The following is a 13,371-nucleotide window of genomic DNA, read 5'->3' on the forward strand; positions in this document are numbered from 1 at the left end:
GTTCGGACGCTACGAGTCCTGCTGGGGGTGCTACTCGGCCTTGCGCAGCTCCACCGGCGGGGAGTCGGGGACGACGACCGGCTTGTCCTCACCGCGGAAGGTGAACGTGACGTCGGCGCCCTCACCCTCCACGTCGACCACGACGATCTGGCCGGGGCGCAGCTCGGAGTAGAGGATCTTCTCCGAGAGCGCGTCCTCGACGTCGCGCTGGATCGCGCGACGCAGCGGCCGGGCGCCGAGGACGGGGTCGAAGCCGCGCTTGGCGAGCAGGAGCTTCGCCGCGGGCGTGACCTCGATGGCCATGTCCTTGTCCTTGAGCCGCTCGTCCAGCTTCGCGACCATGAGGTCGACGATCGTGATGATCTCGTCCTCCGTCAGCTGGTGGAAGACGACGATGTCGTCGACGCGGTTCAGGAACTCCGGCCGGAAGTGCTGCTTGAGCTCGTCCTGGACCTTGAGCTTCATCCGCTCGTAGCCGGTCTGGACGTTGCCGTCGGCCGCGAAGCCGAGGTTGATGCCCTTGGAGATGTCCCGGGTGCCGAGGTTCGTCGTCATGATGATGACGGTGTTCTTGAAGTCCACGACCCGGCCCTGGGCGTCGGTCAGGCGACCTTCCTCCAGGATCTGCAGCAGCGAGTTGAAGATGTCCGGGTGCGCCTTCTCGATCTCGTCGAAGAGGACCACCGAGAACGGCTTGCGCCGCACCTTCTCCGTGAGCTGGCCGCCCTCCTCGTACCCGACGTAGCCGGGAGGCGAGCCGAAAAGTCGGGAGACGGTGTGCTTCTCCGCGAACTCACTCATGTCGAGGGAGATCAGGGAGTCCTCGTCGCCGAACAGGAACTCGGCCAGCGTCTTGGAGAGCTCGGTCTTACCGACACCGGACGGGCCGGCGAAGATGAACGAGCCACCGGGGCGCTTGGGGTCCTTCAGGCCCGCCCGCGTACGCCGGATCGCCTGGGACAGCGCCTTGATGGCCGGTTTCTGCCCGATGACGCGCTTGTGCAGCTCGTCCTCCATGCGGAGCAGTCGGGTCGACTCCTCCTCGGTCAGCTTGAAGACCGGGATGCCCGTCGCGGTGGCCAGGACCTCCGCGATCAGGTCCTCGTCGACCTCGGCGACGACGTCCATGTCGCCGGCCTTCCACTCCTTCTCCCGCTGCGACTTCTCCCCGAGCAACTGCTTCTCGGTGTCGCGCAGAGCGGCGGCCTTCTCGAAGTCCTGCGCATCGATCGCGGACTCCTTGTCCCGGCGGACGTTCGCGATCTTCTCGTCGAACTCACGCAGGTCCGGCGGCGCGGTCATGCGGCGAATGCGCATGCGCGAGCCGGCCTCGTCGATGAGGTCGATCGCCTTGTCCGGCAGGAACCGGTCGGAGATGTAGCGGTCGGCCAGGGTGGCCGCGGCGACCAGCGCGGAGTCGGTGATCGAGACCCGGTGGTGCGCCTCGTACCGGTCGCGCAGGCCCTTGAGGATCTCGATGGTGTGGGCCAATGACGGCTCCGCGACCTGGATGGGCTGGAAGCGGCGCTCGAGTGCGGCGTCCTTCTCCAGGTGCTTGCGGTACTCGTCGAGGGTGGTGGCGCCGATGGTCTGGAGCTCACCACGGGCCAGCATCGGCTTGAGGATGGAGGCCGCGTCGATCGCGCCCTCCGCGGCGCCCGCACCGACGAGCGTGTGCAGCTCGTCGATGAACAGGATGATGTCGCCGCGGGTGCGGATCTCTTTGAGGACCTTCTTCAGCCGCTCCTCGAAGTCACCGCGGTAGCGGGAACCGGCGACCAGGGCGCCGAGGTCGAGGGTGTACAGCTGCTTGTCCTTCAGCGTCTCCGGAACCTCGCCGCGGATGATCTTCTGCGCCAGGCCTTCGACGACGGCGGTCTTGCCGACGCCGGGCTCGCCGATCAGCACCGGGTTGTTCTTGGTGCGTCGCGAGAGCACCTGCATGACGCGCTCGATTTCCTTCTCGCGCCCGATGACCGGGTCGAGCTTTCCTTCGCGCGCGGCCTGCGTGAGGTTGCGGCCGAACTGGTCGAGCACCAGCGAGGTGGAGGGGGTGCCCTCCTGCGGGCCGCCGGCGGCCGCGGGCTCCTTGCCCTGGTAGCCGGACAACAGCTGGATGACCTGCTGACGGACCCGGTTCAGGTCGGCGCCGAGCTTGACGAGCACCTGGGCGGCGACGCCCTCACCCTCGCGGATCAGCCCGAGCAGGATGTGCTCGGTGCCGATGTAGTTGTGACCCAGCTGCAGCGCCTCGCGGAGCGAGAGCTCCAGGACCTTCTTGGCGCGCGGGGTGAAGGGGATGTGCCCGGACGGGGCCTGCTGGCCCTGGCCGATGATCTCCTCGACCTGCTGGCGGACGGCTTCCAACGAGATGCCCAGGCTCTCCAGAGCCTTGGCGGCGACACCTTCGCCCTCGTGGATCAGGCCGAGCAGGATGTGCTCGGTCCCGATGTAGTTGTGGTTGAGCATCCTGGCCTCTTCTTGGGCCAGGACGACCACCCGACGGGCTCTGTCGGTAAATCTCTCGAACATGTTCTGCGCTCCCCTACGGCCTTATCTTGCGAGGGCCTAACGCCGTCCTTCGCCACTCTAGTCCCGGGGTGCCGCTCGCGTCGGGCGAGGAGTACAGCCGTTTCACGCCCTCAACGAACAGGCCCCACACCGGTGATCGGTGCGGGGCCTCTCCATCTGTACAGCGACTGAAGAGGTGTCCTATTTGTGGGCCTTCTCGTACTGCTCGACGATGGACGCGGGAATACGGCCGCGTTCGCTGACGTCGAGTCCAGTGGTACGCGCCCATTCCCGGATTTCGGAGGTGCGGGTGTTGCCGGTCCGGGTCGCCTTTGCCTTGCCGCGGCTGGCCCGACCACCGACGCGGCGGGCAGAACCGACATACGCCGCCATGGCGTCGCGCAACTTGGCGGCGTTCTTCACCGAGAGGTCGATCTCGTAGGCAACACCGTCGAGAGAGAAGGAGACCGTTTCGGCCGCCTCGCCACCCTCCAGATCGTCCTCAAGAATGACAAGTGTCTTTTGCGCCATACGGGCATTCCCCTGTCTCACGGCCGGGCGGCGTCTTCGGCGAGCGGGGAAAAGCAAAGCAGCAATTGCCGCGAATAGCAATCTACAGAGTGAGCAACAGCCGCGAGTTACCGAGCGTGTTGGGCTTCACTCGTTCCAGATCGAGGAACTCGGCAACCCCTTCATCGTAGGACTGAAGAATCTGCTGGAACACCTCTTGATCAATCGGCACTCCGTCGATCTGACGGAATCCGTGCCGGGTGAAGAAGTCGGCCTCGAAGGTGAGGCAGAAGACCCGGCGCACGCCGAGTTCACGCGCCACCTCGACGAGCCGGCCGAGCAGGAGATGCCCCACTCCGGTTCCGCGCTCACCCGGGGCGACCGCCAGGGTCCGGACCTCGGCCAGGTCTTCCCACATCACGTGCAGAGCGCCGCACCCGACGACCTGCGGGCCCGAATTGCCGTCGCGTTCGGCGATCCAGAATTCCTGCACGTCCTCATACAGCTGCACAGTCGGTTTCGAGAGCAGGATCTTGTCGTCGGCGTAGACGTCGATGAAGCGCTGGATCTCCCGGACGTCCCCGGTGCGGGCGCGGCGGATCTGCACGGCGCCGTGGTCTGAGCTCATTCGGGACGCACGAACGGGAACAGCACGCTCTGCCGAATGCTGGCCCCGGTCATCATCATGAGCAGCCGGTCCACGCCCATTCCCATCCCGCCGGTGGGCGGCATGGCGTACTCCAGGGCCCGCAGGAAATCCTCGTCCAGCTGCATGGCCTCCGCGTCGCCGCCGGCCGCCAGCAGCGACTGGGCGGTGAACCGGGCGCGCTGTTCCACCGGGTCGATCAGTTCCGAATAGGCGGTGCCGATCTCGGTACCGAATGCGACCAGATCCCAGCGCTCGGCCAATCTCTCCTCGACGCGGTGGGCGCGCGTCAGTGGGGACACCTCGGTCGGAAAATCCCGGTAGAAGGTCGGCAGAACCGTGCGGTCCTCGAGCAGGTGCTCATACATCTCGAGAATGACCTGACCTCGGTTCCAGGCCGGATCCAGGTTGATGTCAGCCTTCTGACACAAGGTGAGAAGGTCGGCCAGCGGGGTATCCGCGGTGATCTCGGTCCCGAGCGCCTCCGACAATCCGTCGTTCACGGTGACGGTGCGCCATTCCCCACCGATGTCGAATTCTTCGTCGCCACGCCGGATCACGGTGCCACCGATCGCGTCGTTCGTAGCATTGACGATCAGACGCTGCGTCAGCTCCGCCATCGAGTTGTAGTCGCCGTAGGCCTCGTACGCCTCCAGCATCGTGAACTCCGGATTGTGCGTCGCGTCAACGCCTTCATTCCGGAAGTTCCGATTGATCTCGAATACCTTCTCCACGCCACCGACCGCGAGCCGTTTCAGGTACAGCTCCGGCGCGATCCGCAGATAGAGATCAGCGTCGTAGGCGTTGATGTGCGTGATGAACGGGCGGGCATTCGCACCGCCGTGAATGGCCTGCAGCATCGGGGTCTCGACCTCGAGAAAAGCCGCGTCGGCCAGGGTGTTCCGCAGCGAGCGCACCATGTCGCTGCGCATGCCCAGCATCCGCCGGGCGTCGGGGTTCACGATCAGATCGACGTAACGCTGACGGACCAACGTCTCCGGGTCGGACAGGCCCTTGTGCTTGTCCGGGAGGGGGCGCAGGCACTTCGCGGTCAGCGTCCAGGACTCGGCCAGCACCGACAGCTCGCCGCGGCGGGAGGTGATGACCTCGCCGGTGATCCCGACGTGGTCGCCGAGGTCGATGTCGGTCTTCCAGGCGGCCAGCGATTCCTCACCGAGCTTGTCGAGCGACAGCATCACCTGGATGTCGCCGGTGCCGTCCCGCAATGTCGCGAAGCAGAGCTTGCCTCCGACCCGGGACAGCATCACCCGGCCGGCCACCCCCGCCGTCACTCCGGTCGCGGTGTCGGGCTCCAGCCCGACATGCGCGGCCGCCAACTCGGCCGCGGTCGCGGTCCGGTCAAAGGTCACCGGGTAGGGGTCGACCCCGGCGGCACGCAGGCGGTCCAGCTTCTCGCGCCGGACGCGCATCTGTTCCGGCAGCTCCTCGTCAGTCACCGGGCAGAGATTAGTTGACCGGGTTCCGCCGGTCCGCGGAGATCCGGGGGGATGCATCGCAAGGCGGAGGAGGAGCCGTGTACGCAGTACCGGCGACGACGACAACGCAGCGAGGCGCCCGCCGGGCTACGCGGAAGTGTTGCGCTCGTAGATGAGGCGTAGTCCGACGAGGGTGAGCCACGGCTCGTGGACGTCGATGGTGGAGGCCTCGGCGAGCACGATCGGGGCGAGGCCTCCGGTGGCGACGACGGTGACGGTGTCCGGGTCGTCGGAGAGTTCGGCGGCCATCCGTTCGACGATCCCGTCGATCTGGCCGGCGAAGCCGTAGAGGATGCCGGACTGCATGGCCTCGACCGTGGACTTGCCGATCACCGAGCGCGGCCGGGCCAACTCGACCTTGCGCAACTGGGCGCCGCGGGAGCCGAGGGCCTCGACCGAGATCTCGATACCGGGCGCGATGGCGCCGCCGATGTACTCCCCGCGCGCGCTGACCGCGTCGAAGGTGGTCGCGGTGCCGAGGTCGACCACGATGCACGGCCCGCCGTACAGGTGGGCGGCGGCGAGGGAGTTCACCACGCGGTCGGCGCCGACCTCCTTGGGGTTGTCCATCAGGACCGGCACCCCGGTGCGGACGCCGGGCTCGACAACGACGGTCGGCACGTCCGGGTAGTACCGGCGGAACATCTCGCGCATCTCGTGCAGGACCGAGGGCACGGTGGAGCACATCGAGATGCCGTGGACCAACGGGCCCTCGGCCGTGCCATCGGAACTGCCGGGTCGCACGAAGCGGTCGAGCAGCGAGTACACGGTGACGGCCAGCTCGTCCGCGGTGCGCCGGGCGTCGGTGGCGATGCGCCAGTGCTCGACGATCTCCTTGTCGTCGAAGAGACCGAGCACGGTGTGGGTGTTGCCGACGTCGATGGTGAGCAGCATCAGCCGGTCTCCTCACGAAGGTCCAGAGCGATGTCGAGGATGGGCGCCGAGTGGGTCAGGGCGCCGACCGAGACGTAGTCCACCCCGGTGGCGGCCACCGCCGCCGCGTCGGCGAAGGTCAACCCGCCACTCGCTTCGAGCCGGGCCCGGCCCGCGGTCAGCTCGACCGCCGCGCGCATCTGGTCCGGGGTGAAGTTGTCCAGCAGCACCAGGTCGGCACCCGCGTCCAGCATCAACTGAAGCTGCGTCAGGGAGTCGACCTCGACCTCCACCGGCAGGTCCGGGTAACGGCTGCGGACAGCGGCGAACGCCTCGACCACGCCGCCCGCAGCGATCACATGGTTGTCCTTGACCAGGGCCTCGTCCCACAGCGACATCCGGTGGTTCACCCCGCCGCCGGCACGCACCGCGTACTTCTCCAGCGCGCGCAGTCCGGGGGTGGTCTTGCGGGTGTCGCGCACGCGCGCCCGGGTGCCCGCCAACGCTTCGGCCCAGGCCCGGGTGGCGGTCGCGATGCCGGAGAGGTGACACAGGAAGTTCAGGGCGGTGCGCTCGGCGACCAGCAGGTCACGGGTCCGGCCGGACACCGACATCAGCACGTCGCCGCGCTGCACCCGCTCACCGTCCTTGGCCAGCAGGTCGACGATCGCGGCCCCGCGGGTGACGGTTTCGAACACGGCCCGGGCCACCGCGAGGCCCGCCACCACGCCGTCCGCGCGGGCCACCACGTCGGCGACGCTGCGCTGCTCGGCGGGAACGGTCGCAGTGCTGGTGACATCGGCCCGGCCCGGTGCCAGGTCCTCGGCCAGCGCCCGCGCGACCAGGTCGAGCAACTCGGCGGCCGGCAGACCGGCCTCGCCGAGTTCGGCGGCGAGCACGGCGGAGGGGACCCCCGGGTGTCCTGCGGTGTGCACCATCGACACGCCCTCGCCAGTCAGCCGGCAGTCCAGGTGGCCCAGCCACTCGGTGTCGTCGCGCTCCGGAAAGTCTTCGCGCCAGTGCGAGCCGCGGGTCTCGGCGCGCTCGCCGGCCGCCGCGACCAGGACCCGGGCGACGGTGAGCAGGTTGGTGGTCTCCCAGGCCTCCACGCACGGCTCGCCCGGGGTGGTGCGACCCAGATGGATCAGGGCGTCCTCGGTCTCCCGCAGGCCACGGTCGTTGCGCAGCACGCCGGCGCCGGCGCTCATCAGGCGCTGGATGTCACCGCGCACATCCCCGGCGATCACACCGGCGGCCCGCGTGTCCCGGGCCGACTCGCGCCGGTGCGGAACACCGGCCTGGAAGGTGCGGTGCAGGTCGTCGGCGATCCGCTCGGCGAAGACCAGGCCCTCCAGCAGCGAGTTGGAGGCGAGCCGGTTGGCGCCGTGCACGCCGGAGCAGGCCGCCTCCCCGCACGCGTAGAGACCGGGCAGCGAGGAGCGGCCGGCCAGGTCGGTGCGCACGCCGCCGGAGGCGTAGTGGCACGCCGGGACGACAGGAATCAGATCGGTGACCGGGTCGATGCCGTGCTCCCGGCACTTGGCCAGGATCGTCGGGAAGCGCGCCTCCCAGGTGGCGGCGCCCAGGGACCGCGCGTCCAGCCAGACGTGCGGGACGGCGGTGGAGCGCATCCGGCGCAGGATCGCCTTGGCCACCACACTGCGGGGAGCGAGGTCGCCGAGTTCGTGCTCGCCGGCCATGAACGGCCGCCCGGTGGAGTCGACGAGCACCGCGCCCTCGCCGCGCACCGCCTCGGAGATCAGCGGCTGTTGACCCGCCGAATCGGCGCCGAGCCAGAGCACAGTCGGGTGGAACTGCACGAACTCCAGGTCGCGGACCACCGCGCCGGCGCGCAGTGCCATCGCGGTGCCGTCGCCGGTGGAGACCAACGGGTTGGTGGTGGCTTCGTAGATCTGGCCGAGGCCACCGGTGGCGAGCACCACGACCGGGGCGTGCACGGCCCCGACACCGTCGCGCTGGCCCTCCCCCATGACGTGCAGGGTCAGCCCGGCCACGCCGCCGTCGGCGGCGAGCAGCAGATCCAGGGCGAGCGCGTGCTCGATGACCTCGATGCGGCTGTCGAGTCGGACCGCGTCGACGAGCGAACGCTGGATCTCCGCGCCGGTGGCGTCGCCGCCGGCATGAGCGATCCGGTCCCGACGGTGTCCGCCCTCGCGGCCGAGGGCAAGTTCACCGTCGAGGCCCAGGTCGAACACCGCACCGCCGGCGATCAGCCGGCGCACCGCGGCCGGGCCTTCGGTGACCAACAGCCGGACCGCGTCCGGGTCGCAGAGCCCGTCCCCGGCCAGCAGGGTGTCCCGTTCGTGCTCGGCCGGGCTGTCCTCCGGGCCGAGCGCGGCGGCGATGCCGCCCTGCGCCCACTGGGTGGAGCCGGCGGCCAGCACGTCCTTGGTGATCACCAGAACGCGGCCGAGGTCCGCCGCGCGCAGCGCAATCGTCAGCCCGGCGATGCCGGAGCCGACCACGACGACGTCGGCCTCCTGGATCCATCCGGGCTCAGGCGCAGCGAGCCGCCTCGGCAACCCGCTCACGTAGGTGCGCTCGCCGACTAACGGCCGACATGAACCGGCGGCGTCGCGTGCCGGTTCATCACGAGGTCGCCGCGGACGTCGCCGCGGTCGTCGCCGTCGCCGGGCACCGGGGCGGCGGGGTCGCCGTCGATGTGCACGATCTGGTTGCGGCCGTCGACGTGCACGACCTTGGGCTTGAGCTCGCGGGCCTCGGCGTCGGTCACACCCATGTAGCTGATGATGATCACCAGGTCACCGGGCTGGACGAGACGGGCCGCGGCGCCGTTGATGCCGATGATTCCGGTGCCGCGCGGGCCCGGGATCACGTAGGTCTCCAGGCGCGCGCCGTTGTCGATGTCGACGATGGCCACCTGCTCGCCGGCCAGCAGGTCGGCGGCGTCGAGCAGATCCTCGTCGATGGTGATCGAGCCGACGTAGTGCAGGTCGGCCTGGGTGATCGTCGCGCGGTGGATCTTCGACTTGAGCATGGTGCGGAACACGGTGGCGAGTCCCTTCAGTTCCGGGCAGTTTCGCGGGCAGTTTCGCGAGCAATACCGAGCAGCACGGGCAGGTTGTCGATCAGCCGTGTGGTGCCGGCTTTCGCAGCTACCAGCAGGCGGGTCTCGCCGGTGTCTGGTGCGGGGCCAAGTTCGGGGTCGCGGAGCGCAACGTAATCCACGACCAGACCGGGCTCCGCAGCCAGGGTCGCCTCGGCCGCGGCGAGCACCGCGGCGCCGCCCCGCGGACCGGCATTCACACCGGCCCGCAGCGCGCGTGAGATGGCCAGTGCGCCCGCCCGCTCCAGGTCGGAGAGGTAGCGGTTGCGACTGGACCGGGCCAGCCCGTCCGGTTCACGGACGGTCGGCACCGGAGCGATCCGCACATCGAGATCGAGGTCAATGACCATCTGCCGGATCAGCGTGAGTTGCTGATAGTCCTTCTCGCCGAAATAGGCGATCTGAGGGCCCGTCAGATGCAACAGCTTGAGCACCACGGTGAGCACCCCGTCGAAGTGCCCGGGCCGGGACGCGCCCTCCAGGTCATCGCCGAGCGGGCCGGCGGTGACGATGGTGGACGGCCGGCCGTGCGGGTACATCTCCGCCTCGCCCGGGTGGAAGAGAACGTCCACCCCGGCCTCGGCGCAGATCGCCAGGTCCGACTCGAAGGTTCGTGGGTACGTGCCGAGATCTTCGTTCGCGCCGAACTGCAAGGGGTTGACGAAGATCGTCGCGACCAGGCTCGCGCATTCGCGACGCGCGGCGCGCATCAGTTCGGCGTGCCCGTCGTGCAGGGCGCCCATGGTCATCACGACCCCAACCGGGCCGGGAAGCATCGCGAGCGCAGCGTCGAGTTCGGCGCGCGTACGCGCCACCCCAGGGGTACGCGCTGGGACATCGTTCGCCGGCGCCGCGGGGCGCGCAGCGTCGAGCAGGGCGGTATCGGTCATTGCCGTCGTTCCAGTCCTCGTCGGGTACCGGACGTGCAGTGGCAGCCATGAGTGTAAACGCCGCTGTGCACAGTGCGTAATCCCGAGTTTCCGTGATGAAGGACTCAGGGTTCGAACGGATGGCGGTGCCCCAGGACAGCCAGTAACGACGACGCGGCGTCCGGGGTGAGCAGGCCCGCGACCAGGGCGCGGTCCGCGGTCAGCCGGGCCATCGCGACGTAGGCCGCGGCTGCCTCCGGGGAGACCGCCGCGATCTGCTGGATGTGGACCGCCACGGTGGCGGCGTCGCCGCGGGCGACCGGGCCGGTCAGGGCCAGGTCACCGGAGCGCAGGGCGTTGTCCAGGGCGGCGCCGAGCAAGGGGCCGAGCAGGCGGGAGGGGTTCTCCACCCCGGCCTTGGCGAGCAGGGCCCCGGACTGCGCGACCAGGGTGACCAGGTGATTCGCCCCGTTGGCGAGCGCCGCGTGGTAGAGCGCGCGCTTGTCCTCCTCCACCCACTGCGGCTCCGAACCCATCTCCACGACCAGCGCCTCGGCGACCGGGCGCAGCGGTTCCGGGGCGGTGACCCCGAAGCAGCAGCCGGCGAGCCGGGCCAGGTCCACCCGGGTGCCGGTGAAGGTCATCACCGGGTGCAGCGCGAGCGGCAGGGCACCGATCCGGGTGAGCGGGGTCAGCACGTCCGCCCCGTACCGGCCGGACGTGTGGGCGACGAGCGTTCCGGCCGGGACCGCGCGGGCCTCGGACAGTCCGGTGATCAGCGGCTCGAGCGCGTCGTCCGGCACCGCGACCAGCAGCAGGTCGGCCCGGCCGGCGACGTCGAAAGGGTCGGTGAGGTCGATCCCGTCCAGGAGGTCGGCCGCACGTTCGGAACTGCGGGCACTGACCCCGGAGGCGGCGACCACCCGGTGCCCGGCCTGCTGGAGCGCGGCGCCGAGCACCGCACCGACGCGGCCGGCGCCGATCACGCCGACCTTCAGGCGGGCCGGGCGTCCGGACCGCCCGGGTCGTCCGGACTCACTCACCCGCGCATCGTGTCAGGCAGCGCTGGGCACACCGACTACGGTCGCGGCGTGTGCGCGCAGACCACCTGGCGGGCAGCCATGGACCGCGCGCTCTACGGGTCGAACGGCTTCTACCGCCGCAATGCCCCCGGGGCGCATTTCCGCGCCTGCGCGCAGCCCGCGGAGGAGTTCGCGACGGCCGTCGCCCGGATAGCGGTCGCGATCGGCGCGACCGAGGTGGTGGATATCGGCGCCGGCCGTGGTGCATTGCTGACCGCCCTGGAGCCCCGGCTGCGGACGGTGGCCCTGCACGGAATCGAGGTGGTGGCCCGGCCCGCGGCCCTGCCGGCGCGGATCGGGTGGTCGGAGCTTGCGCCGCCCGAGGGTGACGGGGTCCGACTGCTGGTGGCCAACGAGTGGTTGAACAACGTGCCGCTCGACGTCGTCGAGGTCGATCTCGGGGGCACCCTCCGCCAGGTGTTCGTCGCCCCCGACGGCAACGAGGCGACGGGTGACCCACCGGGAGCCACCGATCTCGCCTGGCTGGCGCGCTGGTGGCCGCTGGACGGGGCGGCGCCCGGGACCCGGGCCGAAGTGGGCTCGCCACGCGATCAGGCCTGGGCAGCCACGGTCCGCTCGGTGCAGCGCGGCCTCGCCCTGGCCGTCGACCTCGCGCACCTGACCGGCCGGCGCCCGCCGCACGGGACGCTGGTCGGCTACCGGGACGGCGTCGCCGTGATGCCGACTCCGGACGGCAGCACCGACCTCATCGCGCACGTGGCGCTGGATGCCTGCGCCGCCGCCGGTGTCCGGGCCGGCGCCGCCGCAACCGTGCTGGCCACCCAGGACGATGCACTGCGCGCGCTCGAGGTCAGCGCACCACCGGTGCCCGACGAGTACCGGTGGTTGATCCAGGCCGTGGGCATCGAGCTGCCCACGGTCCTGGATCAGATCCACCGCTCTATCTGATGCAGCGTCAGGATGCGTCGAGCTCCGCGATCCGCATGATGTGCAGACGCGACTTGTCCCCCTGAAGCAGCATCAGAACGGGACCGAACCTGGCAGAAAGCTGGGAGCCGTGGGCGACGACTCACCCGGTCGGCGGCATCTGCTGTGACGCTCCGTCAGGAAATGTCGGCAATGTCGTGGGGGCTCTGCATCCATCGCTCCGGACCCGCGCCGCGGCGCCCGGCCCGGGCCCGCCCGGCCTGGGCCTCGGTGAGCTCCTGGGCCTCCCCGACCGCCCGATGCGCCACCTCGACGACGACCGGGCCCGGTGTGGTGTCCAGCCGGACTGTGGCCAGGCCCAGGCGGCGCTGCCACGGGCCCTGGGTCAGCCGGACCGACTGGGTCTTGCCGTGCGGCACGATGTCCAGCTGCCGCCGGAACAGGCCCTTGCTCGCGGTGAACACGTGCTCGTCGGCGCCCCAGGCGAGCCCGCGCCACCAGAACGGACGGGCCCGGGCGGCCTGCCGCGGCGCGGGGTGCAACGGAATCGCGCCGGGATCGACCCCTGGCAGGATGCGGCCGATGACCGCCAGCGCGGTGGCCCGCGGGGCGACCGGCAGGAGCACGGAAGTCTGCTTCTGCGCCGCCTCGTTTCCGCCGGCGTAGCCGGCCACGTTGATCTGGACCCGGACCCAGTCGCGGTGCCGCCACAGGTAGGGCTGGACGATGCGCAACGCCTGGACCCGGCCCGGCGGCACGGTCTGGCTCCTTCGGGCGAGCAGCCCGTGCCGCAACCGCAGGCCGTCCGGAGACTCGGCGACGGTGAAGTCGAAGGCCCCGTCCAACTCGCGCCAGGCCAGCGTCCCGAAGGCGAACAGCACCGGGATCGCGGGCACGATCAGCGCGGGCTCACGCAGTACGACGGCCGTGATCACCAGGGCGGCGCCGCCGAGCACCACGACCGGCACCCACACGGTCAGCAGCAACGAGGTCAGCACGGCCGAGACCGGCACCCGCACCAGCACGTCCTCCGGCGCCTCTGGAGCGTCCGGGCGAACTCCGGCGGCCCGGGCCAGCAGTTCCGCGCGCAGCGCGTTCGCCTTGTCCTCGGCGAGGTAGGCCAGCCGGCCCTCCGCCGCCCCGCCGCCGGCCACCTCGAGGCGGAGCTCGGCCAGGCCGAGCAGTCGGGCCACCAACGGCTGCACCACATCGATCGCCTGCAGCCGGCTCAGCTGGATGTGCCGACTGCGCCGGAACAACATTCCGGAGTCCACCCGCAGGTCGTCTCCGTCGATGACGTAGCGGGTGAACCACCAGGTCCACAGCCCGAAGACCAGGCCGGCGCCGGTCACGGCGAGCAGGATGAGCCCGAGCTGGAGCAGGTCCACCTCGCGCACCGCCTCCTGAC

Annotated in this window: 11 protein-coding genes; 1 reads left to right on the plus strand and 10 read right to left on the minus strand. The window is 70.2% G+C overall.

What is annotated here, in order from left to right; translation table 11 throughout:
- Positions 1–30: 30 nt before the first annotated feature.
- From H0X00_RS13975 to H0X00_RS14015, 9 genes are all read right to left on the minus strand, one after another.
- Positions 31–2,532 carry an ATP-dependent Clp protease ATP-binding subunit gene (locus H0X00_RS13975; RefSeq protein ID WP_293772022.1) on the minus strand — a complete coding sequence of 834 codons (2,502 nt, stop codon included), beginning with the start codon at positions 2,530–2,532 and terminating at the stop codon, positions 31–33.
- Between the two features lie 180 nt (positions 2,533–2,712).
- Positions 2,713–3,042: an Lsr2 family protein gene (locus H0X00_RS13980; RefSeq protein ID WP_293772025.1), complete on the minus strand. Its 330-nt coding sequence runs from the start codon at positions 3,040–3,042 to the stop codon at positions 2,713–2,715.
- Positions 3,043–3,124: 82 nt separating this feature from the next.
- Positions 3,125–3,649 (minus strand): amino-acid N-acetyltransferase, encoded by a 525-nt coding sequence (locus H0X00_RS13985; protein WP_293772027.1) that lies wholly within the window; start codon positions 3,647–3,649, stop codon positions 3,125–3,127.
- Positions 3,646–5,097 (minus strand): bifunctional lysylphosphatidylglycerol synthetase/lysine--tRNA ligase LysX, encoded by a 1,452-nt coding sequence (gene lysX, locus H0X00_RS13990; protein WP_367186620.1) that lies wholly within the window; start codon positions 5,095–5,097, stop codon positions 3,646–3,648. Before lysX ends, H0X00_RS13985 begins: the two co-directional genes overlap by 4 nt.
- 153 nt (positions 5,098–5,250) lie before the next feature.
- Entirely contained in the window at positions 5,251–6,057 is an 807-nt protein-coding gene (locus tag H0X00_RS13995; RefSeq protein ID WP_293772033.1) for a type III pantothenate kinase, read from the minus strand.
- Positions 6,057–8,588 (minus strand): L-aspartate oxidase, encoded by a 2,532-nt coding sequence (locus tag H0X00_RS14000; RefSeq protein WP_293772036.1) that lies wholly within the window; start codon positions 8,586–8,588, stop codon positions 6,057–6,059. Before H0X00_RS14000 ends, H0X00_RS13995 begins: the two co-directional genes overlap by 1 nt.
- Before the next feature lie 17 nt (positions 8,589–8,605).
- A complete protein-coding gene (panD, locus tag H0X00_RS14005) occupies positions 8,606–9,067 on the minus strand; it encodes an aspartate 1-decarboxylase (RefSeq protein ID WP_293772038.1) in 462 nt (153 codons plus the stop codon).
- 14 nt (positions 9,068–9,081) lie between these two features.
- Positions 9,082–10,014 (minus strand): pantoate--beta-alanine ligase, encoded by a 933-nt coding sequence (panC, locus tag H0X00_RS14010; RefSeq protein WP_293772041.1) that lies wholly within the window; start codon positions 10,012–10,014, stop codon positions 9,082–9,084.
- Positions 10,015–10,118: 104 nt separating this feature from the next.
- Positions 10,119–11,036 carry a DUF2520 domain-containing protein gene (locus H0X00_RS14015; protein ID WP_293772044.1) on the minus strand — a complete coding sequence of 306 codons (918 nt, stop codon included), beginning with the start codon at positions 11,034–11,036 and terminating at the stop codon, positions 10,119–10,121.
- 48 nt (positions 11,037–11,084) lie between these two features.
- Here H0X00_RS14015 and H0X00_RS14020 point away from each other — a divergent pair, with 48 nt between their 5' ends.
- Positions 11,085–11,984: an SAM-dependent methyltransferase gene (locus H0X00_RS14020; protein WP_293772047.1), complete on the plus strand. Its 900-nt coding sequence runs from the start codon at positions 11,085–11,087 to the stop codon at positions 11,982–11,984.
- Between the two features lie 155 nt (positions 11,985–12,139).
- On the opposite strand, the gene H0X00_RS14025 is transcribed toward H0X00_RS14020, so the two are convergent.
- A partial coding sequence (locus H0X00_RS14025; RefSeq protein WP_293772050.1) for a PH domain-containing protein occupies positions 12,140–13,371 on the minus strand: 1,232 nt, incomplete at its 5' end.

Source organism: Sporichthya sp. (genome assembly GCF_013815995.1).
In the GTDB taxonomy this organism is placed as follows: Bacteria; Actinomycetota; Actinomycetes; order Sporichthyales; family Sporichthyaceae; genus Sporichthya.